This is a genomic window from Gluconobacter sp. R75690 (assembly GCF_015244525.1).
In the GTDB taxonomy this organism is placed as follows: Bacteria; Pseudomonadota; Alphaproteobacteria; order Acetobacterales; family Acetobacteraceae; genus Gluconobacter; species Gluconobacter potus.
This window is the reverse complement of sequence record NZ_JABCQB010000004.1, coordinates 122,663-145,533: the sequence shown is the minus strand read 5'-3', so window position 1 is coordinate 145,533 and position 22,871 is coordinate 122,663. Positions and strand designations below refer to the sequence as shown.

Annotated in this window: 23 protein-coding genes and 1 tRNA gene; 16 read left to right on the top strand and 8 right to left on the bottom strand. The window is 62.0% G+C overall.

The window, feature by feature from the left end:
* Positions 1-2: 2 nt before the first annotated feature.
* From grxC to HKD27_RS06285, 3 genes are all read left to right on the top strand, one after another.
* A complete protein-coding gene (grxC, locus tag HKD27_RS06295) occupies positions 3-260 on the top strand; it encodes a glutaredoxin 3 (protein WP_011251643.1) in 258 nt (85 codons plus the stop codon).
* The gene (locus HKD27_RS06290; RefSeq protein ID WP_194688927.1) at positions 261-749 is read left to right on the top strand and encodes a DUF2147 domain-containing protein; all 489 of its coding nucleotides are present in this window, start codon (positions 261-263) and stop codon (positions 747-749) included.
* Positions 750-845: 96 nt separating this feature from the next.
* On the top strand, positions 846-2,117 hold the full coding sequence (locus HKD27_RS06285) for a lactonase family protein (RefSeq protein WP_194688926.1): 1,272 nt from the start codon (positions 846-848) through the stop codon (positions 2,115-2,117).
* A gap of 63 nt (positions 2,118-2,180) precedes the next feature.
* On the opposite strand, the gene ubiG is transcribed toward HKD27_RS06285, so the two are convergent.
* Positions 2,181-2,936, bottom strand: coding sequence for a bifunctional 2-polyprenyl-6-hydroxyphenol methylase/3-demethylubiquinol 3-O-methyltransferase UbiG (gene ubiG, locus HKD27_RS06280; RefSeq protein WP_194688925.1), 756 nt, complete (start codon positions 2,934-2,936; stop codon positions 2,181-2,183).
* A 174-nt stretch (positions 2,937-3,110) separates the two neighbouring features.
* Between ubiG and HKD27_RS06275 the strand changes: the two genes are divergently transcribed.
* From HKD27_RS06275 to prfA, 6 genes are all read left to right on the top strand, one after another.
* On the top strand, positions 3,111-4,436 hold the full coding sequence (locus HKD27_RS06275) for an aspartate kinase (RefSeq protein WP_194688924.1): 1,326 nt from the start codon (positions 3,111-3,113) through the stop codon (positions 4,434-4,436).
* A complete protein-coding gene (locus tag HKD27_RS06270) occupies positions 4,433-5,500 on the top strand; it encodes a nitronate monooxygenase (RefSeq protein ID WP_194688923.1) in 1,068 nt (355 codons plus the stop codon). The genes HKD27_RS06275 and HKD27_RS06270 overlap by 4 nt, the downstream gene beginning before the upstream one ends.
* 14 nt (positions 5,501-5,514) lie before the next feature.
* Positions 5,515-6,780, top strand: a complete 1,266-nt coding sequence (locus tag HKD27_RS06265; protein WP_194688922.1) for a helix-turn-helix domain-containing protein — start codon at positions 5,515-5,517, stop codon at positions 6,778-6,780.
* A 91-nt stretch (positions 6,781-6,871) separates the two neighbouring features.
* Positions 6,872-8,017, top strand: a complete 1,146-nt coding sequence (gene ispG / locus HKD27_RS06260; protein ID WP_194688921.1) for a flavodoxin-dependent (E)-4-hydroxy-3-methylbut-2-enyl-diphosphate synthase — start codon at positions 6,872-6,874, stop codon at positions 8,015-8,017.
* Positions 8,017-9,264 carry a histidine--tRNA ligase gene (gene hisS / locus HKD27_RS06255; protein WP_194688920.1) on the top strand — a complete coding sequence of 416 codons (1,248 nt, stop codon included), beginning with the start codon at positions 8,017-8,019 and terminating at the stop codon, positions 9,262-9,264. The genes ispG and hisS overlap by 1 nt, the downstream gene beginning before the upstream one ends.
* A 4-nt stretch (positions 9,265-9,268) precedes the next feature.
* Positions 9,269-10,330, top strand: coding sequence for a peptide chain release factor 1 (prfA, locus tag HKD27_RS06250; protein WP_194264605.1), 1,062 nt, complete (start codon positions 9,269-9,271; stop codon positions 10,328-10,330).
* A 3-nt stretch (positions 10,331-10,333) separates the two neighbouring features.
* Here the strand turns inward: prfA and HKD27_RS06245 are convergent, their stop codons facing one another.
* Positions 10,334-10,804, bottom strand: a complete 471-nt coding sequence (locus HKD27_RS06245; protein WP_011251633.1) for a hypothetical protein — start codon at positions 10,802-10,804, stop codon at positions 10,334-10,336.
* A 30-nt stretch (positions 10,805-10,834) separates the two neighbouring features.
* Between HKD27_RS06245 and prmC the strand changes: the two genes are divergently transcribed.
* Both prmC and HKD27_RS06235 read left to right on the top strand, forming a co-directional pair.
* Positions 10,835-11,680 carry a peptide chain release factor N(5)-glutamine methyltransferase gene (prmC, locus tag HKD27_RS06240; protein WP_194689019.1) on the top strand — a complete coding sequence of 282 codons (846 nt, stop codon included), beginning with the start codon at positions 10,835-10,837 and terminating at the stop codon, positions 11,678-11,680.
* Between the two features lie 263 nt (positions 11,681-11,943).
* Positions 11,944-12,402, top strand: coding sequence for a DUF4167 domain-containing protein (locus HKD27_RS06235; protein ID WP_228120416.1), 459 nt, complete (start codon positions 11,944-11,946; stop codon positions 12,400-12,402).
* 60 nt (positions 12,403-12,462) lie between these two features.
* Here HKD27_RS06235 and HKD27_RS06230 read toward each other — a convergent pair whose 3' ends face one another.
* Both HKD27_RS06230 and HKD27_RS06225 read right to left on the bottom strand, forming a co-directional pair.
* The gene (locus HKD27_RS06230; protein ID WP_194688919.1) at positions 12,463-13,332 is read right to left on the bottom strand and encodes a glycosyltransferase family 2 protein; all 870 of its coding nucleotides are present in this window, start codon (positions 13,330-13,332) and stop codon (positions 12,463-12,465) included.
* Positions 13,333-13,406: 74 nt separating this feature from the next.
* A tRNA-Met gene (locus HKD27_RS06225) sits at positions 13,407-13,481 on the bottom strand.
* 203 nt (positions 13,482-13,684) lie between these two features.
* On the opposite strand from HKD27_RS06225, the gene HKD27_RS06220 reads away from it, so the two are divergent.
* Positions 13,685-14,890 (top strand): mechanosensitive ion channel family protein, encoded by a 1,206-nt coding sequence (locus HKD27_RS06220; protein ID WP_041110415.1) that lies wholly within the window; start codon positions 13,685-13,687, stop codon positions 14,888-14,890.
* On the opposite strand, the gene HKD27_RS06215 is transcribed toward HKD27_RS06220, so the two are convergent.
* Both HKD27_RS06215 and HKD27_RS06210 read right to left on the bottom strand, forming a co-directional pair.
* The gene (locus HKD27_RS06215; RefSeq protein WP_194688918.1) at positions 14,882-16,423 is read right to left on the bottom strand and encodes an amino acid permease; all 1,542 of its coding nucleotides are present in this window, start codon (positions 16,421-16,423) and stop codon (positions 14,882-14,884) included. The genes HKD27_RS06220 and HKD27_RS06215 overlap by 9 nt on opposite strands.
* A 38-nt stretch (positions 16,424-16,461) precedes the next feature.
* Entirely contained in the window at positions 16,462-17,304 is an 843-nt protein-coding gene (locus tag HKD27_RS06210) for an undecaprenyl-diphosphate phosphatase (protein WP_194688917.1), read from the bottom strand.
* A gap of 159 nt (positions 17,305-17,463) precedes the next feature.
* On the opposite strand from HKD27_RS06210, the gene HKD27_RS06205 reads away from it, so the two are divergent.
* Positions 17,464-17,928, top strand: a complete 465-nt coding sequence (locus HKD27_RS06205) for an MlaD family protein (protein ID WP_062498045.1) — start codon at positions 17,464-17,466, stop codon at positions 17,926-17,928.
* Between the two features lie 21 nt (positions 17,929-17,949).
* On the opposite strand, the gene HKD27_RS06200 is transcribed toward HKD27_RS06205, so the two are convergent.
* Together HKD27_RS06200 and HKD27_RS06195 are read right to left on the bottom strand one after the other, a co-directional pair.
* On the bottom strand, positions 17,950-19,014 hold the full coding sequence (locus HKD27_RS06200; protein WP_062498043.1) for a D-alanine--D-alanine ligase: 1,065 nt from the start codon (positions 19,012-19,014) through the stop codon (positions 17,950-17,952).
* A gap of 5 nt (positions 19,015-19,019) precedes the next feature.
* Entirely contained in the window at positions 19,020-19,586 is a 567-nt protein-coding gene (locus HKD27_RS06195; RefSeq protein ID WP_041110405.1) for a DedA family protein, read from the bottom strand.
* Positions 19,587-19,768: 182 nt separating this feature from the next.
* Here HKD27_RS06195 and HKD27_RS06190 point away from each other — a divergent pair, with 182 nt between their 5' ends.
* The 3 genes from HKD27_RS06190 to HKD27_RS06180 are packed head-to-tail and all read left to right on the top strand — an operon-like array spanning position 19,769 to position 22,870.
* On the top strand, positions 19,769-20,764 hold the full coding sequence (locus HKD27_RS06190; protein WP_194264613.1) for a lytic transglycosylase domain-containing protein: 996 nt from the start codon (positions 19,769-19,771) through the stop codon (positions 20,762-20,764).
* Positions 20,718-21,599, top strand: a complete 882-nt coding sequence (locus tag HKD27_RS06185; RefSeq protein WP_172493606.1) for an RlpA-like double-psi beta-barrel domain-containing protein — start codon at positions 20,718-20,720, stop codon at positions 21,597-21,599. Before HKD27_RS06190 ends, HKD27_RS06185 begins: the two co-directional genes overlap by 47 nt.
* The gene (locus HKD27_RS06180) at positions 21,596-22,870 is read left to right on the top strand and encodes a D-alanyl-D-alanine carboxypeptidase family protein (protein WP_194688916.1); all 1,275 of its coding nucleotides are present in this window, start codon (positions 21,596-21,598) and stop codon (positions 22,868-22,870) included. Before HKD27_RS06185 ends, HKD27_RS06180 begins: the two co-directional genes overlap by 4 nt.
* The last annotated feature ends 1 nt before the right edge of the window (position 22,871 follow it).

Here is a 22,871-nt window from a genome sequence, read left to right as displayed (position 1 = left end):
CTATGTCGAAAGTCGAGATTTATACCCAGCCTGGATGTCCTTACTGCGTGCATGCCGTCAGCCTGCTGCGCTCCAAGGGGATAGAGTTTCAGGAAATCAACGCGCCTCACGGATCGGCGGAGCGTGAGGAGTCCATCCGCCGATCCGGCAGGCGCACCGTGCCGCAGACATTTGTGGACGGTAAGGGTCTGGGGGGCTGCGATGACCTGATGGCGCTTGATCGTGCGGGGCGCCTTGATGCCCTGCTGGGCAAGGTCTGAATGCGGGGAGCAGGCTTTTTCGCGGCTATCCTGCTGGCTGTGTCATCACTTTCCTGTGTTCCGGCACAGGCACAGACATCTGCTCCAACAGGAGCGGCGCCTTCGGATATTCCTGAAGAAGGGCTGTGGCTGTCCGAGGAGCATGACGGTCTGTTTTCCATTGAGCCCTGTGGCCACATGCTCTGCGGACAGCTGATTGGCATGGCTTATGACGGGGCTGTTCCAAAGGATGTCTGGGGGCGGTCGCAGTGCGGAATCCGCATGCTGACAGACTTTGTCCCAATCGAGGACCGCAAGTGGCAGGGTCATATTCTTGATCCGCGGACCGGACGGGTCTATCAGGCGCGGATATGGGTGTCTGAACCCAATGTCCTGAAACTGCGCGGATTCGTTCTGGGAATGCCCCTTCTGGGAGAGACCCAGACCTGGACCCGCTATGCCGGTCCACCCGTGGGGCCGCAATGCAAACTGCCGAAGGACGCCCACTGAACCGGTGGCCGGGAAACCGGTGTCGGGGTCGGGAATGCGTCTTTTCCTGGTAGCGGGCGTTTTCCCCTGCCATATTGAAAGGAATGCAGATCCATCATGTCCCACCCTGTTTCCCGCCGTAGTTTTGCGGTCGGACTGGTTGCCGGCGTTGCTGCGGCCGGCACCGGTGTCGCCGGGGCCGCTGACCCTGAAAAGGCAGTTCCGACGCCTCCGCCACCGCCGAAGCCGGTTGCAAAGACGATCTGTTTCGTCGGCGGATATACGAAACATGGGCCACCGGGAGGTGGAACCGGGAACGGACAGGGGATCTCCGTTTTCGATATGGATCGTGATACGGGCGTTCTGACGCCGATCACGACCTTCACGGATATCGCCAGCCCGTCTTTCCTTGCGATTTCGAAGGACCAGCGCTTCCTGTACGCGCTGAGCGAGATTGACGATTTCAACAAGGATGGGGACGGCTCCGTCACGGCATTTGCGATCGATCCCAAGACGGGTTCGCTGCGCAAGCTGAACGTTGTCAGCTCGAAAGGTGCCGTTCCGGCCCATCTGAGCATCCACCATTCGGGTCGCTACGTGCTGGTCGCCAACTATGTTGGTGGCTGCGTTGCCGTTCTGCCGATCCGCTCGGACGGATCGCTGGGTGAGGCATCGGACGTCGTGCACAATACGGGACCGCGTCAGCCGGAGCGGGCTTCGGACAACCCGCAGGGCAATTTCGCCATATCCGATCACTCGGGTTCACACCCGCACATGATCCATTCGGACCCGAGCGGCAAGTTCGTGCTGGCGGATGACGCGGGCCTGGACCGTGTCTATGTGTGGACGCTGAACATTGACACCGGCAAGCTGATCCCGGCCAAGACGCCCTATTACGATATGGAACCGGGGTCGGCGCCACGCCACTTCCAGTTCAATCATTCCGGCCGCATCCTGTACAATCTGTGCGAGCAGGATTCGAAGGTTGTTGTTTCCAATTTCGACCCGGCAACGGGCGCGATCAGCGATATCCAGACCGTCAGCACGGTCACGTCGCATTTCCGGGGTTCGACGCTTGCGGCGGAAATCCTGATCTCGGCCAGCGGCAAGTTCGTCTATGTCTCCAACCGTCTGGGTGATTCGCTGGCCGTGTTCGCGATCGGCGCGGACGGGACGCTGACCCTTCAGGATGAGGTCTGGATGCATGCGGATTACGGTCGCGCGCTGATGTTCGATCCGTCCGGCGCGTTCCTGTTCTGCGCCAATCAGCGCTCGGATGCCGTGACCTCTTTCAAGGTGGACAAGAAGACGGGCGAAATTGCCTTTACGAACAATTTCACCCCCGTCGGCAGCCCGACGACCTTTGCGTTCATGAACACGCAGGTCTGATCGAGCGCCAATCCGAAAAGGGCGGTTGCAGCGGGATAATGCTCTGCAACCGCCCTTTTTTGTTCAGTCCTTGCGGAAAATCGCGATGTAATTGATGCTGGTATCGCGGCTTTCGCGCCACTGGAACGGGACGTAGCTCATCCCCGCGATGTCCAGCATGCGCAGGCCTGCGCGACGGGCCATGGCGGCGAGTTCGTCGGGCTTGATGAACTTTTTCCAGTCATGCGTGCCCACGGGCAATATCCGCAGCAGATATTCCGCGCCAAGCTTGGCGACCGCAAAGGAACGCGGTGTCCGGTTCAGGGTGGATACAGCGACCATACCTCCCGGTTTTGTCAGCGTGGCCAGCATGATCAGAAAGTCCTGTGGATCATTGACGTGCTCAATGACTTCCAGGGCGTTGACGACATCAAAGCGCGCGCCTTCCGCAACGAGATCTTCCGCGCTGCCATTGCGATAGGACAGGGATGCTGCCTCTGGTGGCAGGGGATGGGCGGCCAGATGCGCTTCAGCCGCGCGGATGCCAGCCGCACTGGCATCGATTCCGAGTGTGTCGAAGCCGAGTTTGGCATAGGCCTCGCTGGCCAGACCCGCGCCGCAGCCGATATCGAGCAGGCTCAGAGGCCCGGAAGATGCCTTGCGCAAGGGGGCGACATGACGGCTGACCCATTCGGTGCGGAGCGGGTTCATGGCGTGCAGCGGGGCCATGGGGCCGCGCGGATTCCACCAGTCCTCGGCCAGGGCGCTGAAATGGGCGATCTCGGATTCCGATACGGATGAGCGTCTGGAATCCTGTCCCGGGGATGTTTCTGTGGGCATCAGAATTCTCCTTCTGTGTGCCTGTCTGCCGCACGTCATCTGGACGTGGCGGAGCGAGACGAGTATGTGGACCGGCAGAGTCTGTCCAGGTGCCGGGTGGTTCGCATGTCTTTGCCGTACCCGATGCCAGACCCGAGCGCGCAACGCCAGACACGTACTGGAGCCTTATCCGCGATGTCCATGCCCGATACTCCCGTCCACGACCAGCTTTCCGGTCGTGCCGATCCCCATGCCGCCATCAAGGGCGAAAGCGGGAAACGGAAGACGGTTGTCATGAAATTCGGCGGCACGTCCGTCGGGAATATCGAGCGCATCCGGAACGTTGCAAAACGCGTGAAAGCGGAACATGACCGCGGCCGCCGTGTGGCGGTCGTGGTCTCCGCGATGGCGGGCGTGACGAACCGGATGGTCGGTTACTGTGCCGAACTGGACCCGCTGGCCGATCCGAAGGAATACGATGCCGTTGTCGCAGCCGGCGAGCAGGTGACGAGCGGGCTCGTGTCCATCGCGCTTCAGGCGCTTGGCGTGAAGGCGCGGTCCTTTCAGGGCTGGCAGATCCCGCTCGTGACGGACAACGCGCATGGCAAGGCCGCTATCGAGAGTGTGGATGGTACGGCGCTGCTGGCCTGTCTGGATGACGATGTCGTACCCGTTGTGGCTGGCTTCCAGGGTATCGGGCCCGATGGCCGCATCGCGACGCTGGGACGCGGAGGATCGGATACGTCCGCCGTGGCCGTCGCGGCTGCCATCGATGCCGATCAGTGTGATATCTATACCGATGTGGACGGGATCTACACGACCGATCCGCGCATCGTAAAACGCGCCAAGAAGCTGGATCGCATCACCTATGAGGAGATGCTTGAACTGGCTTCGGTAGGCGCCAAGGTACTTCAGACCCGCAGCGTCGGTCTCGCCATGCGCGAGGGTGTCCGGGTGCGGGTGCTGTCATCGTTCGCCGAGACGGATGACGACAGCGGTTCGATTGTGGTTGATGAGGACGAGATCATGGAGAAGGAACTGGTTGCGGGGATTGCCAACTCGCATGACGAAGCGAAAATCTCCGTGCGGAACATTCCGGACCGTCCGGGCATCGCCGCTGCGATTTTCGACCCGCTGGCAGCCGCGAACATCAATGTCGACATGATTGTCCAGAGCGTTGGTGTGGACAACATGACGAACATGACTTTCACGGTCAGCAAGTCTGACGAAGCGGCTGCCCGCGCCGTGCTGGAGAAGGCACGTGAATATATCCAGTATGGCGAGCTGATCACGTCCCATAACGTGGTGAAGATCAGTGTCGTGGGTATCGGCATGCGCTCGAATGCTGGTCTGGCCGCACGGATGTTCCGCACGCTGGCTGATCGCGGCATCAACGTGCAGGTCATCTCCACGAGCGAGATCAAGATCTCCGTCCTGATCGATTCCGAATATACCGAACTGGCCATGCGCGCGCTGCACACGGCTTATGGCCTTGATGCCAAAGAGGGAGCCGACGCGTGAGCGAAACCCTGAGCGAGACTCCGAGCGAGACCCTGGGCGCCCGCGCGACGCTGGACCGGCTATGGAAGCCGGGCTGTGACTTCCTTGGGAGCGAAGTCGCGATCCTCGGCGGGGCCATGTCCTGGGTCAGCGAGCGGCATCTGGTTTCCGCGATTTCCAATGCCGGCGGATTCGGTGTCATCGCCTGTGGTGCGATGTCGCCCGAGCGTCTGGAAGAGGAAATTGTCGCCACGCAGGCGATGACGAAGCGCCCGTTCGGCGTGAACCTCATCACCATGCACCCCGAACTCGACCGGCTCGTGGATGTATGTCTGGCGCATAATGTTTCGCATATCGTGCTTGCGGGCGGCGTGCCGAACAGCGCCACGATCCGCAAGGTACGTGACGGCGGGGCGAGGGCGATCGGCTTTGCGCCCGCGCTGGCTCTGGGCAAGCGTCTGGTGCGCATGGGCATTGAAGCTCTTGTGATCGAAGGCTCGGAAGCCGGCGGCCATGTCGGCCCGGTGTCGCTGACGGTTCTGGCGCAGGAAATCCTGCCGCATATCCGTGATGTTCCCGTGTTTGTTGCCGGTGGGCTGGGCCGTGGTGACGCGATCCTGTCCTATCTGGAACAGGGCGCGGCCGGTGCGCAGCTTGGAACGCTGTTTGCAGCGTCCGAAGAGAGCATCGCGCATGAAAACTTCAAGAAGGCCTTTTTGCGCGCCAATGCCCGCGATGCGGTCACGACCGTGCAGCTCGACGAGCTGTTCCCGGTCATCCCTGTGCGGGGCCTGTCAAACGAAGGTGGCCGGAACTTCGCGCGCCTTCAGGGCGAAGCGCTCCGGAAGTTCCAGAGCGGCGAGCTGACCAAGGAAGAAGCCCAGCTCTCGATCGAGCATTACTGGGCCGGTGCCCTGCGTCGTGCCGTCATCGACGGTGACGTGGAGACGGGTTCGGTCATGGCTGGTCAGTCTGTGGGCATGGTCAAGGAAGTCCGTCCGGTCGCCGAAATCATCGCAACGCTGGTTGAGCAGGCCGTGGGTGCCATCAGGCAGCGCGAAACCCGCATCCACGCGCCAAGCTAACGGATTGTCCGGTCATGTCCCCACCGTCCTCGAACCGCCCGTTTTCGCAACCTTCCGATCAGCCAAGTGTCGGAACGGTGCTGCGTGTGCGTCGCGAGGAGCTCGGCTGGCGGCTTGAAGATGTCGCGGAATGGCTGCGAATCCGCCCGAAACTTCTGGCGGCCCTTGAGGCGGACGATCTGGCGAAACTGCCTGGCGTGGCTTACGCAGTGGGATTTCTCCGCACCTATGCCCATGCCATGCAGCTTGATGCGGATGCGCTGGTCGAGCGGTTTCGTCGTGACACGCGCGGTGCCGTGACCCGCAAGCCGGAACTGGTTTTTCCGCAGCCCGAAGGCGATCGCGGATTACCGATCGGCGTGCTGGTCGGGGCAGGGCTTGTGGTTGTGGTCGCGGCCTATGTGGGCTGGTACCGCTTTACGGAGCATGACAACCCGGCCCAGAGGCAGGTTCCGGCCGTCGCGGAACTGATGCCGGGGGCGGCGACCCCTGCGATGACCTCTCCACAGGTCGCATCTGTGATGCCCGGACGCGCTCCGACGCCGGAGCCTCAGGCTCCCGTGACGGCGTCCTCTGTTCCCCCCACGCCAGCGCCCGCTCCGACGCAGAATGCTTCGGCTCCGGATGTTCCCGCAGCGCCTTCAGTTGCGCAATCCACACCCTCGACGGTTGCACCCTCTGTGGCTCCGCAGGCTTCGGATGACGATTCAGAGACGTCTCCGGCAGGCGAGGCCGCACCTTCGCAGCAGACTGGAGCGATCGCCCAGCCTGCCACGGATCTGCCGCCGGCTGTGCCCGAGGGAGCCGTTGTGCTTCGGGCGCTGGCTCCCGTCTGGACGCAGGTCAGAGACCGGGACGGGCATGTTCTCATGTCGCGTGTGATGCAGCCGGGTGAAAGCTGGCAGGGTGATCCCGCAGGCGCTCCGTTCCGGATGTCGTTCGGCAATGCAGGCGGTATCGTTCTGACCACGGCCGGGGCAACCAGTGCGCCGCTGGGGAAAGAAGGGCAGGTCCGCCGCAATGTCGAGGTGACGGCCGATGCCATCCGTTCCGGAGCATTCGGGTCGGGGATCGCGCTTCCGGTGCAGCCCAATGCGCCGGTTCCCGTACCGGGAGCAGCCGTTGCGCCATCGGCCGTCGTGCCCGCGCCCGTGCCTCCCCGAGCACCGCCTGTTTCCGTTCCCCGGAAGGCACCGGCAGCACCTGAAGTCTCGGCCGATGACCTCAATGCCCGGCAGCTTGAACATCAGCCGCTGGAACAATCGTCGCCATCGCATTAAACCCTTATATCCGTCAGGGGGGCTCAGTGCCCCTGAATACAGCCCACTGGGTCAGAGCTCCCGGTCCTTTCCGGGCACGAAGAGGTAAATCATGAGCAGCTACCGTCCCTATCAGCACATCGAGCGTCGCAAGTCGCGCCAGATCCATGTCGGCAAGGTTGCGGTCGGTGGTGATGCCCCGATCTCCGTGCAGACCATGACCAACACCCTGACCTCCGATGCGCAGGCCACGATTGACCAGATCCGCCTGGCCGAGCTGGCTGGTGTGGATATCGTGCGCGTCTCCTGCCCGGATGAGGCCAGCACGGCTGCGCTGGCGGAGATCGTGCATGAAGTGAACGTCCCCATCGTCGCGGATATCCACTTCCACTACAAGCGCGCCATCGAAGCCGCCAAGGCCGGTGCGGCCTGCCTGCGAATCAATCCGGGCAATATCGGCAGCGCCGAGCGCGTGCGTGAAGTCGTCAACGCCGCCAAGGATTATGGCTGCTCCATCCGGATCGGCGTGAATGCCGGTTCGCTCGAAAAGCACCTGCTCGAAAAGTATGGTGAGCCCAACCCGGAAGCTCTGGTCGAGAGCGCTCTGGAACATGCGAAGATCCTTGAAGATCACGACTTCCATGAGTTCAAGATCAGCGTGAAGGCCTCTGACGTGTTCATGGCGGTTGCGGCCTATCAGCAGCTTGCGGATTGCTGTGACCACCCGCTGCATATCGGCATCACCGAAGCCGGCTCCAAGCGTGCGGGTACCGTGAAGTCCTCCATCGGTCTGGGCAACCTGCTCTGGGCTGGCGTGGGCGACACGATGCGTGTTTCGCTTTCCGCCGCTCCGGAAGAGGAAGTGCTGGTCGGCTGGGATATCCTCAAGTCCCTCGGTCTGCGTCATCGTGGCGTGAAGATCATTTCCTGCCCGTCCTGTGCGCGTCAGGGCTTCAACGTCGTCGAGACGGTGCAGACGCTGGAAGACCGCCTGCAGCACATCAAGACGCCGCTGACGCTGTCCATCATCGGCTGCGTGGTGAATGGTCCGGGTGAAGCGCTGATGACAGATATCGGTGTGACCGGCGGCGGCAATGGCCGTCATATGGTCTATGCCGCAGGCCGTCAGGATCACACGATGCCGGCTGGCGACATGATCGAGCATATCGTCGAACTGGTGGAAAAAAAGGTGTCTGACATCGAGGCCAGCAAGGAAGAAGGTGCAACGGCCAAGCTGATGGACCCGGCAGCCAACTGATGTCAGGACTTCAGCCCCCACGCGGCACTCATGACCTCATCGGCGAGACCATGCGCCGTCACCACCATGTTGTGGAGACGGCCCGCCGAGTGCTGCAGACCTATGGTTTCGAGGAATGGAGCACACCGATCTTCGAGGATACGCGCGTCTTTTCGCGTACGCTCGGCGAGACGTCCGACGTCGTGTCCAAGGAGATGTACACGTTCGAGGATCGCGGCGGTGAGAGCATCACCCTGCGTCCCGAAGGGACGGCGGCGATCTGCCGGGCGCTGGTCACGAACGGCCTGACGCAGTCCCTGCCGCAGAAGGTGTTCTATCACGGGCCGATGTTCCGCTACGAGCGTCCGCAGAAGGGGCGTTACCGTCAGTTCCATCAGATCGGCGGCGAACTGATCGGAGCGGAAAGCCCGCTGCGGGACGCCGAAACGATTGCCATGGCACAGGACATCCTGCGTGAACTGGGTCTGGGCGAGCATGTCACGCTGGAGCTTAACACGTTGGGCGATCTCGCCAGCCGTCAGGCCTGGCGGGAGGCACTGGTGGCGTATTTCCGCGATCATGCGGATGCGCTGTCGGAAGAAAGCCGCGTCCGGCTTGAAGCCAATCCACTGCGGATTCTGGACAGCAAGTCCGAGCAGGACCGCAAGCTGCTCGATGATGCTCCGGCATTTGCGGACTATCTGAACGACGACTCCCGGCAGTTCTGGGACGGATTGCGCTCCAGCCTTCAGGCGTTCGGCGTCGATTTCGTTGAAAACCCGCGCATCGTCCGGGGCCTAGATTACTACAGTCACACGGCGTTCGAGTTCGTGACCTCGAAGCTTGGCGCTCAGGGCACGGTGCTGGCCGGTGGCCGGTATGAAGGGCTCGTGGAGCAGATGGGCGGTCCGGCCATCCCGGCAATCGGCTGGGCTGGCGGGATTGAGCGTCTGGCGATGCTGCTGGATTCCGTCCCGGAACTTCCGGCAGGTATCGGGCTGGTCCCAATGGGAGACGAGGCTGTGCTCAAAGCCGCGTCTATTGCTCGCAGTCTTCGCTCTGCGGGTCTGCGCGCCGAAATCGAGACCCGTGGCAACATGAAGAAGCGTATGGAGCGTGTGGTGAAGTCCGGTGCATCCCATGCGATCGTTCTTGGCGATGAGGAAATCGCCCGGAATGTCGTGCAGCTTCGTGACCTTTCCAGCCGTGAGCAGCAGGAAGTTCCGTTTGCGGATCTGGTGCGCGTTCTGAGCACAGGACGCGCCTGAACAGATGGCATTTGACGACAGGCTTGAGCGGATTGTCGCGCGTTCGGAGGAAGTCCAGGCCCTGATGTCTTCCGGCGATCTGACGGGTGAGGATTTCACCCGTCTGTCGCAGGAATATGCCGAGCTTGAGCCTGTAGTGACGTCCATTCAGGCCTGGAAAGATGCCGAGGAGCAGAAAGCCGGGGCGCAGGCCCTGCTTGATGATCCGGAAATGCGTGAGCTGGCCCAGATGGAGCTTGCGGAGATCGAGGCGACCCTGCCTGACCTCCAGCATGCCCTGCGTCTGGCGCTGCTGCCGAAAGATGCGGCGGATGAACGCAGTGCTATCCTTGAAATCCGACCGGCAGCGGGCGGCGATGAGGCGGGTCTGTTCGCAGCGGAACTGTTTGATGCCTACCGACGCTTTTCCGAACAGAATGGCTGGCGTTTCGAGGTCATGGAATATGCTGAGAACGAGGTGGCCGGCCTCAAGGAAGGCATGGCGACCATTTCCGGCCGTTCGGTTTTCGCGCGGCTGAAATACGAGTCCGGTGTGCACCGGGTGCAGCGTGTTCCGGCGACGGAAAGTCAGGGACGGATTCATACGTCTACTGTGACCGTGGCCGTGCTTCCTGAAGCCGAAGAAGTCGATGTCACGGTCAATGACGATGATCTGCGGATTGACGTCTATCGGGCTTCGGGAGCGGGGGGGCAGCACGTCAACAAGACCGAGAGTGCGGTTCGCATCACGCATATGCCCAGTGGCATTGTCGTAGCGATGCAGGAAGAAAAAAGCCAGCACAAGAACAAGGCCAAAGCGATGAAGATCCTGCGCGCCCGGCTCTATGAGCGGGAACGCGCGCAGCTTCATGCCACCCGGGCAGCGGACCGGAAATCACAGGTCGGGACGGGCGATCGTTCAGAGCGCATCCGAACATATAATTTCCCGCAGGGGCGTGTGACGGACCACCGGATCAATCTGACGCTCTACAAGATCGACCGGATCATGGGCGGCGAGTTCGACGAGATCATCGATGCCCTGACCCGCGAGGAGCAGACAGAACTGCTGGCCGCCGAAGGGTTCTGAGCCTCAGGTATTCGGTGTTGCGCAGACGGCAGCGCGGCCATGCCGGTGCGTGGCAACTGCGGCATCGTCGTAATCGACCAGAAAGAAATCGGTGAAGTTGTTGGTCCCCACGGCGTCGAGCGAGTGCCCTTCGGGGTGATGGAGCTGGCCTTCGCTGCTGACCTGATGGGTTTCCTGATGGCCGTTATGGACAATGGTGATTTCGCCACACAGGGCATAATCGACATCGAAGCGGCCGACTGGAAGCGGAATCGTCTGCGTCTCATGCGCCTTGGACAGGCCCAGCCTGAAGGTCGCAACCAGATTGCCGTCCAGATACAGGCGTGAGACTTCCGAAATTTCTTCGGGCGCGCGCTCGTCCGTCACGGTAAAGGACGGGGGCAGTTCCGTGGACAGTTCAGACTGGGCGTGAACGGGATTGAGCGTGCAGCCAAGCAGCAGGGCGGAATAGAGGAAGGCGCGTTTGGACTTCATGACACCAACTATAACAGGTTCGCTTGAATGATGATGGCCAAAGATGATCTTTTGCGCGAGGCCTCACAGGCGCTGGAGCAGGCCGGGATCGAGGATGCGCGCCGTGAAGCCCGGCTTCTGCTGTGCTGGGCGACAGGGCGGGATCTGGGCGGTCTGCTGTCTCTGGATGGTGTAGAACCTGCTCAGGAGCTGCGATTCGCAGAGGCTTTGAAACGACGGCTGGACCGGGAGCCTCTGGCGTTCATCACGGGAGAGACTGGTTTCTGGACGCTGGATCTGGAGACGGGACGTGACACGCTGATCCCACGTGCCGACAGTGAAGCCCTGATCGAAGCCCTGCTGGATGTCTGTCCGGATCGCAACGCGCCGCTCTCCATTCTCGATCTTGGAACCGGAACAGGGTGCCTGCTGCTGGCAGCCCTGTCCGAATATCAGCAGGCGAGGGGTGTGGGCGTGGATCTGTCCCCGCAGGCCGCAGCACTGGCAAGGCGCAATGCCATCCGGGCCGGACTGGCGAAACGCAGTGCCTTTCTGGCCGGAAGCTGGGCGGATGCGCTGACGGGACGGTTCGATGTCGTCCTGTCCAACCCGCCGTATATCGAGAGCGGGGATCTGGCCGGGCTGATGCCTGAAGTCGTGCAGTATGAGCCGGCACGGGCTCTCGATGGCGGCGCTGACGGGCTGGACGCCTATCGCATCCTGTGCGCTGCGTTGCCCGGGCTTCTAGTGCCGGGGGGATACGCGATCCTGGAGATGGGGATCGGGCAGATCGATGCGGTCTCCGCGCTGGGAACGGCGAGCGGGCTGCGGGACGTGGCGCATAAGGCCGATCTGGGCGGCATCGAAAGGGCCTTGGTCCTGCAATCGGACGGGTGAGGGCGGATTGTGACGAAAAACCGTTGGCTTGACTGGCGGAACTTGGTATTGCTAAAGCCAATGCATGCGATTTGAGGGTGTTTTATCAGCACTGTCAGGCGTATCTTTGCCCATCGTTCATGTCATCATGCACTGACGATGGAAGACTGGCTGAGCCGGGTTCAGCCATAGCGGAACAGACAGACGTCTTTTTCGACAGCGGCGGTCGGACTTTCTGCAGTTGCAGAACGGTCCACGTCATCATGAAAGTGCATCACGGGTCGATGAATATGAAGCGCATAAGAGGCCGGCATCATCGTGCGGGCAGTGGGCCATCACGCAGCAGCAATGCCCAGACACCTCTGAACCGCAACCATGTGTTTGACAGTAATGGACCCGATCTGCGGGTCCGTGGTACGGCGCAGCAGCTGTTCGAGAAGTATCTCCAGCTGGGCCGCGACGCGACCGGAACTGGCGACCGCATTCTTGCAGAAGCCTATTTCCAGCACGCGGAACATTATTTCCGTATTCTCAACGCCATGAACCAGGCCGCCGAGAAGAGCCAGCAGGAGCGCACCGAGCGTCAGCAGCAGCGCCAGCGCGCGTATGAAGACCGCCGGGAGCCGCGTGGCGAGCGTTCTGAAGAGGAGCAGCCCTCGCAGGAACAGGACGCCGAATACAATGCCGAGCGTCCCTCGGAAGACGATCAGGATCATCGCACGGCTGAGGTCGAGGCAGACTGAAGCCTCGGTTCAGACAGATCAAAAAAGCCGGCTCCGCAAAGGGCCGGCTTTTTTTGTGTCTCAGACCCGTCCTACGAACCGCTCGGGAACGCGCCACAGTTCCGTGCCGCTCAGATGGAGATCAAGGCGGTAGCGGTCGTGCAGACGTGTCTGTGTGCTGTCCTCGACCTGCTGGCGCCACTGGCTCAGGCGCTCGTCACGGTTGTCGAGCGTGCAGTCCGTCCGGGGCAGTCCGGCCATGCTGCGCAGCATGTTCTCCCAGTCCGTGTTTTCCAGACGCTGGTGACGCCCGACCTCTTCGGAAATCCAGGGCTGCCTGCGCGTGCGGTCCAGCCGTTCCAGTCCCGATGCCAGATCCGCGTAGCGGAGATGGAACAGGAAAAGAGGGGCCGCAAGGCTGGGGACGGTTTCCTCGCAGCAGTGAAAACCCGGAGCCCATGTAATAGGAATGCGGGCCAGGACCGGTTTGCACATCGCGCTGGAAAAGCGGAGATGGCGGCGCTGAAGGGAGAAGGGGCGGCTGTAGTCGAACGACGCTTCCTCGTCCGGAATATGGATGACGTCAAAGCCTGTGGCGGTGACGACCGGGGAGCGGTTCAGGAGCGCGAATTCCGTCAGGGAAGGGACGAAAGCCGGGTCCGCGAGCAGGATTTCGTCCACATCCGTATAGATGACGCTGTCATACCATTCGAGCAGGCTGTCGCAGAATTTTCCGATGGCGCGGGCGCGGCGTTCATCGTCCTGTGGGGAGCGGGGGATCCGCACGACATTGACCTGTCCCAGATGCTCTGTCGAACCATCATCCGATCCGTGATCGATCACGTAGCAGGCGGCTTCTCCGACTTGGGCACTATAATGACGGCGCCAGAGCTGAAGATGTTCCGGCTCATTATAGACCATCGTCACGACGGCCAGGGGTTTCTTGATCATGCCGGGCAGAATACAGGAAACGGTTGCGCAGCAGGGCATAGCCGCAATGAATTTTCTGTTTTCGGGAAAAGGGATGGTAGCGGTGGACGGATTTGAACCGCCGACCAAGGGATTATGATTCCCCTGCTCTACCACTGAGCTACACCGCCATCCGGCCGGGGTTAACCGGCGTTGTCGCGGGGTTTTAAGGGGGATCTTTCAGGGTGTCAACACGTTAGTCCCGGGAAAATAAGATGTTTTTACGGGTCGCATTGTCCGGGGTGCCTGTGGCATTTGGGATATGCCAGTTTTCAAATCAATTCGGCCTCTTTCAGGCCCGCAATTCCTTTTGATGTAAGGAGTCCTTCGTCTGGTGACGCAACATTTCGTCAGCACCCTGTTTGCCATACGGTCCTATTTCACCTGGCTGCCTGCTTCCGTCGTTTCGGTGCTGATGCTGGTGGTCGTGGGGGTGCTGGCGTTCTATTGCGGTAATCTGGTCACGACACAGCTCCTACGGATCCCGGGCTCGCGCAAGGCGGCGCTGATCCGGCGGATTGTTTCGTCCCTGCGCAGGCCCACGCGGTTGATGGTGGCGCTTCTGGCCATGCTGTCCGCGTTGCCGGCTGCAACGGGATTTACGGCGGCGCAGGAAGATGATCTTCAGCTTTTCTTCCTGTTCCTGCTGATCCTGACTTTCGGGTTCTCGGCGATCATGGTCTTCCGGATCATGACGGAGGTCTATCTCAACCGCCTCGCGGCGCGCGAGGAGACGGATGACATCATGATCCGCTCGCACCAGACGCAGATCCGCGTCCTGCGACGATTGACGGAAATCCTGGTGGGCATCGTGACCGTGGCCTCGGCCCTGATGCTGTTTCCCTCCGTCAAGCAGTATGGACTGTCCCTGTTCGCGTCGGCAGGGGCGGCGTCCCTGATCGTCGGTCTGTCAGCGCGCGGGCTGCTGACGAACCTGATTGCGGGTGTGCAGATCGCGCTGACCCAGCCGATCCGGATGGAAGACCTGATCATCATCAATGGTGACTGGTGCTGGGTCGAGGAAATCAACGCGACCTATGTGGTGCTGCGGGTCTGGGACTGGCGGCGGCATATCGTGCCGATCTCGTATTTTCTGGAAAACCAGTTCGAGAACTGGACGCATAATTCCGCGGCCATCATCGGGGTTGTGTTCCTGTGGGTCGATTATCAGGCACCGATGGACAAGATCCGTGAGATGCTGAACGAGATCGTGCGTGGCTGCCCGCTCTGGGACGGGCGCGTGTTCGACGTTCAGGTGGCGGATTGCGATGCGCATGTCATGTCCATCCGCATCATCGCCAGTGCCCGCACAGCCCTTCAGAGCTGGGATCTGCGGTGCGATATCCGTGAGAAAATCATCGCTCGCATCCGTGATGAATGCCCCGAGGCGCTGCCTCGTTCGCGTTTCTCCATGATGCCTCCCGCAGCTGGTGCTCAGGAGCCTTGGGAGCGGATGGCGCCCCCGATCAGCCGACCGCCACCGGGAAGCTATATGGGCCCGGGTATGGGGCCCGGCAGTTCGTCGATGTCGTCAGACTGAAGGACGCTCGGGGCGCATTTTTGAATGCCGCCGCCCGTAGAAGACATAAGTTGCAATGCCCAGCGCCAGATAGGTCACCAGAAGGATCAGCGGCACCGGGTTGCCGCTGGTGACGGCATGAACCATGTCCGAGACCAGCGGAATGGTCATGACCAGGCAGAACAGGATGCCGAGGGCGGGGGTCGTGCCGATCCAGATCCCGCGGATGCGGATACCGCCCATCGGGACGCTGAAGGGACGCACGATGTCAGGCCGCGTGTTGCGCTGCCAGATGACCGTGAAGCAGACAATCCCGAACGCCGCAGCCGTCCCGATGGAAACGAGATCGCTGATGATGTCGATCGGCAGGGTCGCGGTGATGAGTGCGACCACGAGGCCGAGAACGATGGTCCCGATCCACGGCGTGCGGAATTTCGGATGGATGACGCTGAAGATCTGCGGGATCAGACCGTCGCGGCTGATGGTTAGCAGGACGCGGGACTGCGCGTACATCAGGCCCATCAGGACCGAGCACAGGCCGATCGTGGCACCGATATTGACCAGCAGGGACAGCCAGGGCGTGTGCATGATCTTCACCGCAATGGCGAGCGGATCGGGCACATCCAGCTCACGATAGGGCACGATGCCGAGCAGGACGGTCGCAACGATCATGTAGACGATGGTGCAGATCAGCAGGCTACCGATGATGCCGATCGGCACGTCGCGGGTGGGATTGCGGGCCTCGGCCGAGGCGGTGGAAACGGCCTCGAAGCCGACATAGGCAAAGAAAATGACTGAAGCCGCGCGGAAAATGCCGCGTACGCCGTAATGGAAGCCGCCTTCACTGGCGGGAAAGAACGGGTGCCAGTTCGCCGGATTGACGGCTCCAATGCCCAGCGCCACGAACACGAACAGCACTCCGACTTTAAGCGCCACGATCATGGTGTTGATGCGGGCGGATTCCTCGACGCCCCGGACCAGCAGGGCCGTCACGAGAAGCGTCGCGGTAAAGCCGATCAGATCGAACCGCCAGTCGGCGCTGATCTGTGCTCCGGCCGTGCCGGGCACGGGCTGGAGCGTTGCGTGGGTCAGTGCAGATGGCATGTGAAAGCCGGTGACGCCCAGCAGGGAGCTTGCATAACCTGACAGGCCCGCCGCGACGGCAGAGCATGAGATGCCGTATTCCAGAAGCAGGAGCCAGCCAACCATCCAGGCCGCTTTTTCGCCCATCGAGATATAGGCGTAGGAATAGGCCGAGCCCGATACGGGAAGGGTCGAGGAAAGTTCGCCGTACGAAAAGGCCGTGAACAGGCAGGCGAGGGCAGCGATGACGAAGGAAATCAGGACCGAAGGACCGGCATATTCGGCAGCGGCCGTACCCGTCATGACGTAGATACCAGCGCCGATCGTGGACCCGACCCCGAGGATGATCAGCTGCGTCGCCGTCAGGCTGCGCTTGAGGCCGTTCGTGTCGTTCTCGAAAAGGACCTGTTCAAGGGTCTTTCGGCGGCCTGGTCCGGGGAGATCGGGAGGAGATTGTATCGAAGCTGGCATGATCCGCAATGTGCCGCGAAAAACGGCGGCTGGAAAGGTCAGAGAAGAATGACGGCACCGGCGAAAAGGCCGGCCAGAACGCAGTAGGCACCAAACGGTGTCAGGGCCCAGCCATCATGGTTGCGAAAGAAGCGCAGCATCACGAGCGAGCAGATTAGCGCGGTCAGCCCGGCGACGACGGCACCGGCAACACACTGCACCATGATGTCGTGTGAGATTGTCATGTGACGCATCTGCCAGGCTTCACGGACTGTGGCCGCAAGCACGATGGGCTGGGCCATCAGGAGCGAAAACCGCGCGGCCGTTTCATGGTCCAGTCCGCGCAGAAGGCCACCATTCATGGTCGCCCCCGAACGTGACAGACCCGGCAGCAGGGCCAGGCACTGCCAGATGCCGATGATCACGGCATCCTTGGGGGCAAGCGTTGCAATGGGCTTGTGGTCGCGGTGGCCCTTCTGGCGCCGGAGCCATTCGGTGACCATCAGCAGGAAGCCATTGAGGATCAGGAACCCCGCAACGGCGAGGGGCGTGCCGAACACGGCGCGCAGGCGGTGCTCCAGCAGCCATCCGACCAGAACGGCCGGGATGGTGGCGATGACCAGCAGTCCGAAGATCCGAATCGCTTCCATCTGCCGGTAGCTGCCGTAGCGACCGAACATACCGCCCAGAATGGCCATCCAGTCCCGCCAGAACACACCGGCCAGCGCGACCAGCGTGCCGACATGCAGCATGGTCAGGAACGGCAGGAACATGGGCGCGTGTTCGTCCAGATCCCAATGCAGGAGCGCGGGCAGGAGCACGGCATGACCGAGGCTGCTGACCGGGAAGGGTTCGGTAATTCCCTGGACAATGGCGAGGATGAGGGCCTGGAGAAGCGTCATGGAGCCTGTTTCGGGTGGAAGCCTTCGTCACAAAGGCGGAAAAGCAGATCACTTGCCTGATGGTGGCAGAGGACGCAACCTTGCTCTCCACCTTGACCGGGCGGTCAAGGGAGGACTAACTCCCGTTCTGTTCAAGATTTTCCGGAAGGCGAGGCTGGCATGCAGTCAACATTGAGCGGCCGTGGGGGCGCCATCCTGGCCAGTGGTCTCGTTCTGGCGATTGCCGGAACATTCCTCGTCTACGGCAATGCCCTGCGCAAAGGGCCTGACTTTCAGGGCGAAACCCTGCACGCGGCCTTCAACTCCGCGAATGGCCTTCATGCGGGCGCGAATGTCGATCTCGCCGGTGTGCCTGTAGGTCGTGTTGTCTCCATCACGCTTGATCCGCGCACACAGATGGCCGATGTGGCCTTTACGGTGGACCAGCGCCTGCATCTTCCCGTGGATACGGCCGTGGGCATCGGTGCACCGACCATGACGGCGGACAATGCCTTGCAGATCCAGCCCGGTCATTCTCACACCACGCTGTCCAGTGAGGGCAAGATCACCGATACGCAGGATCAGCTTTCTCTGGAGCAGCAGGTCAGCAATTACATCTTTGGCGGCGGCAAGCTGGGCCAGTAAGGCCAGCCTGCCGCACTGGATTCAGTCGTTCAGCGGATAGGACGCCAGCAGCCGGCGCTGCTTGCGCCAGGAATGCAGCATCGAGAACGCGCCTGACGTTTTCCAGCCCCGCGCCCTGTTGGCGGCACCGATCAGGAACGTCTGACGGTAATGTGAGAACTGGGCGCGATAGGCTTCCCACAGCGTGGTGCGGCGGTCCCAGATATGGGTTGCTTCGGAGCCGACACCGTTGATCTCGATGATCCGGAAGTTCTCTCCCCGGCGCAGGTCCTCAATGGAAGCGGCTTTCACGTCCACGCGCCCGAAATGGAAATCCGGGATGTCCTTCATGATGGCGTCGAGGCGTGCGGTCAGCGCGTCCGTGGTGTCGGCGCGGCCGTCGCGGAAGACGGAACCCTTGCAGTGGTTGCCCGCGAAGACCAGCGGCATTTCCTCACCCTTGGCGAGGACGTTCTTCTCCCGTCCGGCCAGACGCGGCAGATAGATCTGCGGCACCAGGCTCATGCGGGGATCGCGCAGGATCAGCTCCTCAATGGTGGACACGCCATCGCCTGTCAGGACCGGCGCTTCCTTGTAGGTGATCGAGGTGATGCGGCCACGTGGCTCGTCGGGATGGCGGATGTAGAACAGCCCAGCCTCGACGGGATAGGTAATGAGTTCCTGCGCCAGCATGTCCACGTCGTCAGGGAACTGCGGCAGGACGGCTTCGAGCTGTTCGCGGGACTGGACGAGTTTCACACCCGTGCCATTGCAGCCGATATCGGGCTTGATGACGACGGGGAAGGACAGGCCCTTGCGCTCCATGGCGTCGAGTGCGCGGCGAACGGAACCCTTGCCGCTGCGGAAGACGACATAAGGGGCGATATAGGACTGTGCCGTGGAGCCACCCATGTCGAGGATGGAGGACTTGCTCTCGCCGCACAGGCCGCCGGTTTCGATACGCGGATTGGCGGCGGTCGAGATGCTGAGGTCGCGGTATTTGATCCCCATGGCGATCCAGTACAGGACGATGGGGGTGTAGAAGATGGATCCAGGCCAGAATTCGAAAAGGGAGAGCGGGTTCTGGTCGGCTTCTGACTTGGACATTGCTGTTACTGGCTCACGGTCTGGAGACGGGCGATCAGGCGCCCGACGACAACGATACACAGGACGAACCCCGCCAGCCCGGCCCAGCGCCAGCCCCCCTGATGGGCGAGCAGCCAGCCTCCGACTCTCATGGCGAGCAGGAAAAGACACGTCGTCCAGACCAGCGTAGCCAGAACTGCGGTCATGGCAAAGGGAAGGAACGGCGCGCGGAAGAAACCGCAGGCCGTATAGAGCGGCAGCCTGGCGCCGGGCACGAAGCGGGAGATGGCCACGACGCGGATGACGTTCGTGCTGAACCAGTCCTGTGTGCGTTCGCGCTTGGGAAGGGTCAGGAACCGCTTGAGATAAGGCCAGCGGGCTCCGGCAGCACCGAGGCCATACAGGCCCATGTCCCCGACTGCCACCCCGAAATAGAGGGCCCCGAGCGCCAGTGGAATGCTGACTTCTCCAGCGCGGGCGGCGATGGCGGAAAGCACCGTTGCCACGTCTTCGAGAATGAAGGTGCCCACAATGATGGTGGCTGCCTTCAGCCAGGCTGGCTGCGAGGCCATGGCGGGGCCGATGGCGATCACGAGTGGGGAGGTTCCATGAACATTGAGGCGCCGGTTTCGCACGCCAGCGCGCCAACGACAATCTTGCCGTGCCATATTTCGGTGCGAATGACCTGCGACACTCCCGGCGAGACTGGCGGTTCGTGTCGCGGATTGCTAGCGTATGTCCTATCATTTCTACCCGTAAGGGACTGGTCCTGACCGTGCTTCAAAGACGCCATCTGCTTGCCGCCCTGACTTCCGTTGCCGGTTCGGCGGCAGTCGGGATTTCATCCGCCAACGCGCAGGCCCGTGTGCAGAGTTATGGTGCTTTTCTCGAGAGTGTCCGGGCACAGGCACTGGCGCAGGGCCTTTCATCTGCGATCGTCTCGCAGGCCCTCAGCCTGACGACGCAGCCCAACGCCTCCGTGCTCAAACTGGACCGTCACCAGCCGGAGTTCACCCTGACCTGGGCGCAGTATCGCGACCGCGTTCTGCCGGAGTCGCGGTTTGTGAAAGGGCGGAGTGTTTACGCCGCTCAGCAGTCTGTGATGTCTCCCGTCAGCGCACGCTTTGGATGCGACGACCGCGCCGTCATGGGGATCTGGGGTCTCGAGTCGGGGTTTGGCGCGCATGACGGCACATATTCCGTCATCGATGCGCTGGCGACGCTGGCCTTTGACGGGCGGCGTTCCGCCTTCTTTCGCAACGAGCTCATGAAGGCCCTTCAGATCCTCAATGACGGCGATATCGCACCGGCCGCCATGATTGGCAGCTATGCGGGCGCCATGGGGCAGGCGCAGTTCATGCCCAGTGCCTATCTGCGCTACGCGGCGGATGGAGACGGGGACGGCAAGCGCAATATCTGGACGTCTGAAGCGGATGTGTTCGCCTCCATTGCCAATTACCTTGGCAAATGCGGCTGGCAGGTCAACGAACCCTGGGGGCAGGAAGTCACGCTGACTAAAGTGCTCGACAAGGCGGAAATCGGCCGGACCCGGCAGCGGACGCTGGGCGAGTGGATGGCGCTGGGCGTGCGTCGCGTGGATGGGACGGCGTTCTCGCAGTCGAACGTGCAGGGTGCTGTCGTGCAGCCCGATGGTCCGGGGACGCAGGCTTTCATGGTCTATCACAACTTCAACGTGATCCGCCGCTACAACCCTTCGGACTATTATGCGCTCGGCGTCGGGCTTCTGGGGACGGGCATTGTCTCTGCGTAATTACGGGGCCGCTCTGGCCCTTCTGCCGCTTCTTGCGGCCTGTCACCGTGAGGAACCGACGCCTGCCGCGCACCCGCATTACGAACTGGGAAGTGCCTGGCGCGGAACGCACGGCTGGTTCTATCCCAACGAGCAGTTCGACTATCATGTGACAGGTCTGGCAACACGGCAGCACGCACCGGCTGGCGGACTGATGGCGGATGGCGAGGCCTGGTCCGCGAACGGCATGACCGGCGCCCATCAGACGCTCCAGCTTCCGGCGATCGTCAGTGTCCGCAATCTGCTGAACGGGCGGATCGTCCGCATCCGGCTGACCGATCGTGGACCGGCTGATCCGGGACGCATCATCGCGCTTTCTCCGAAAGCCGCGGATCTGCTGGGCATGACGGCGGATACGCCCGTTGAGGTCACGGAAGACGAAGCGGCCAGCCGGTCCCTGGCGGAAGGATTGGGCAAGCCGCCTGCCCAGAACATTTCCGCGGCTCCCGTCGGGGAAGTCCGCGAGACATCCCTGAGTGACGGGTCTTCGCGGGTGTACGGGAACGACTCGTCTGCGGCGGCGTCCTCCGTCGCCGTGGGGCCGCTGCCTGCGACCTGGATGCAGGGCAGTCCGGGGCCATCGGGGCTGTATGTCCTGATGGGAATATTTTCCGGCCATGCGACGGCGGCAAGTGTCGCCATGCGCTGTGGCGGTACAGTTCTGCACGCCTCCGAAGGCGCGGGACTGGAATGGCGTGCTCTTGGCGGGCCCTATGCCGATATCGCACAGGCGGACGCGGCACTGGACCGCACCCGCCTGTGCGGGGTAGAGGGCGCGCGGATCATTGTGGAATGACGGCCGGTTGTGTGAAGGCCGTGGAACTGGGGACGAACGTGCGGACTAGACGCTCTCTTTTCGGTGGGGTGGCAGGCATTGCGGCCTGTGCTTCTTTTGCGGGGCCCCTGAAGGCGTTTGCGCGCCCGCACCGTCATGCAGGCCATGCTGCGAAAGCCGCTGCGGCTCCTGCGGCTGACGCACCTGTCGGCACGCCGGCGAACACTCCGATCGGACCGTTCGATACGGTGGCGCGCTGGGCCTATGTCGTGGATTACGACACGGGCGCAGTCCTGCTCGACAAGGCGTCGGACGAGCGCATGGCGCCGTCTTCGCTGACGAAGATGATGACCGCCTATATCGTGTTCGGCATGCTGGCCACGGGTCGCATCCGTCTGGAGCAGAGCCTGCCGGTCAGCGAAAAAGCCTGGCGCACGCAGGGTTCCAAGATGTTCGTGCCGCTGGGCCAGAGCGTTCTGGTATCCGACCTGATCCAGGGCATGCTGATCCAGTCCGGTAATGACGCCTGCATCGTTCTGGCGGAAGGCATTGCGGGTTCGGAAGAGCGCTTCGTTGCGATGATGAACGAAGAAGCGCCGAAGCTCGGCATGATAAACTCGCATTTCGTCAACGTGACGGGTCTGCCGGCGGACGGCCATTACATGACGGCGCGCGATGTCGCGACGATCGCATCCCATCTGATCCGCGATTTCCCCCAGTATTACCATTATTTCGGTGAGCTCGAGTTCACCTACAACCACATCCGTCAGGGCAACCGGAACGTGCTGGTCGACAAGGGGCTCGCTGACGGCCTGAAGACCGGCCATACGGATGCTGGCGGTTTTGGTCTGTGTGCAAGCTCCCAGCGCAATGGCAACCGCGTCATCGTCGTCATCAACGGTACGTCGTCGAGCAATGAGCGCGCCCATGAGGGCGAGCGTCTGATGTCTTGGGCATTTGCGAATTTCGAGAACGCCACGCTGTTCCGTCGCGGGCAGGTCGTGGATTCCGCCCCGGTCTGGATGGGCGAACACCGTCAGGTCTCGCTGGTCGCAGGGGCCGATATCGTCATGACGCTCCCGGTGGGCTGGCAGCAGCGCTCCCATATCGGGGTCGATTATGCCTCTCCGGTCATTGCGCCGGTGACGAAGGGTCAGGTCTGCGGAGCGCTGGTGATTTCCGCGCCCAACATGGCCGATATCCGTGTGCCGCTTGAGGCTGGCGAATCGGTTGCAAAGCTCGGACTGATTGCCCGCGCCATGACGCGTCTGGGCCATGGTCCCGCGCAGTAAG

Bases quoted from the DNA above. Each gene is read 5' to 3' on its own strand.
- grxC (WP_011251643.1), top strand. From the start codon at position 3: ATGTCGAAAGTCGAGATTTATACCCAGCCTGGATGTCCTTACTGCGTG.
- HKD27_RS06290 (WP_194688927.1), top strand. From the start codon at position 261: ATGCGGGGAGCAGGCTTTTTCGCGGCTATCCTGCTGGCTGTGTCATCA.
- HKD27_RS06285 (WP_194688926.1), top strand. From the start codon at position 846: ATGTCCCACCCTGTTTCCCGCCGTAGTTTTGCGGTCGGACTGGTTGCC.
- ubiG (WP_194688925.1), bottom strand. From the start codon at position 2,936: ATGCCCACAGAAACATCCCCGGGACAGGATTCCAGACGCTCATCCGTA.
- HKD27_RS06275 (WP_194688924.1), top strand. From the start codon at position 3,111: ATGTCCATGCCCGATACTCCCGTCCACGACCAGCTTTCCGGTCGTGCC.
- HKD27_RS06265 (WP_194688922.1), top strand. From the start codon at position 5,515: ATGTCCCCACCGTCCTCGAACCGCCCGTTTTCGCAACCTTCCGATCAG.
- ispG (WP_194688921.1), top strand. From the start codon at position 6,872: ATGAGCAGCTACCGTCCCTATCAGCACATCGAGCGTCGCAAGTCGCGC.
- hisS (WP_194688920.1), top strand. From the start codon at position 8,017: ATGTCAGGACTTCAGCCCCCACGCGGCACTCATGACCTCATCGGCGAG.
- prfA (WP_194264605.1), top strand. From the start codon at position 9,269: ATGGCATTTGACGACAGGCTTGAGCGGATTGTCGCGCGTTCGGAGGAA.
- HKD27_RS06245 (WP_011251633.1), bottom strand. From the start codon at position 10,804: ATGAAGTCCAAACGCGCCTTCCTCTATTCCGCCCTGCTGCTTGGCTGC.
- prmC (WP_194689019.1), top strand. From the start codon at position 10,835: ATGATGGCCAAAGATGATCTTTTGCGCGAGGCCTCACAGGCGCTGGAG.
- HKD27_RS06235 (WP_228120416.1), top strand. From the start codon at position 11,944: ATGAATATGAAGCGCATAAGAGGCCGGCATCATCGTGCGGGCAGTGGG.
- HKD27_RS06230 (WP_194688919.1), bottom strand. From the start codon at position 13,332: ATGATCAAGAAACCCCTGGCCGTCGTGACGATGGTCTATAATGAGCCG.
- HKD27_RS06215 (WP_194688918.1), bottom strand. From the start codon at position 16,423: ATGCCAGCTTCGATACAATCTCCTCCCGATCTCCCCGGACCAGGCCGC.
- HKD27_RS06210 (WP_194688917.1), bottom strand. From the start codon at position 17,304: ATGACGCTTCTCCAGGCCCTCATCCTCGCCATTGTCCAGGGAATTACC.
- HKD27_RS06205 (WP_062498045.1), top strand. From the start codon at position 17,464: ATGCAGTCAACATTGAGCGGCCGTGGGGGCGCCATCCTGGCCAGTGGT.
- HKD27_RS06200 (WP_062498043.1), bottom strand. From the start codon at position 19,014: ATGTCCAAGTCAGAAGCCGACCAGAACCCGCTCTCCCTTTTCGAATTC.
- HKD27_RS06185 (WP_172493606.1), top strand. From the start codon at position 20,718: ATGCGCTCGGCGTCGGGCTTCTGGGGACGGGCATTGTCTCTGCGTAAT.
- HKD27_RS06180 (WP_194688916.1), top strand. From the start codon at position 21,596: ATGACGGCCGGTTGTGTGAAGGCCGTGGAACTGGGGACGAACGTGCGG.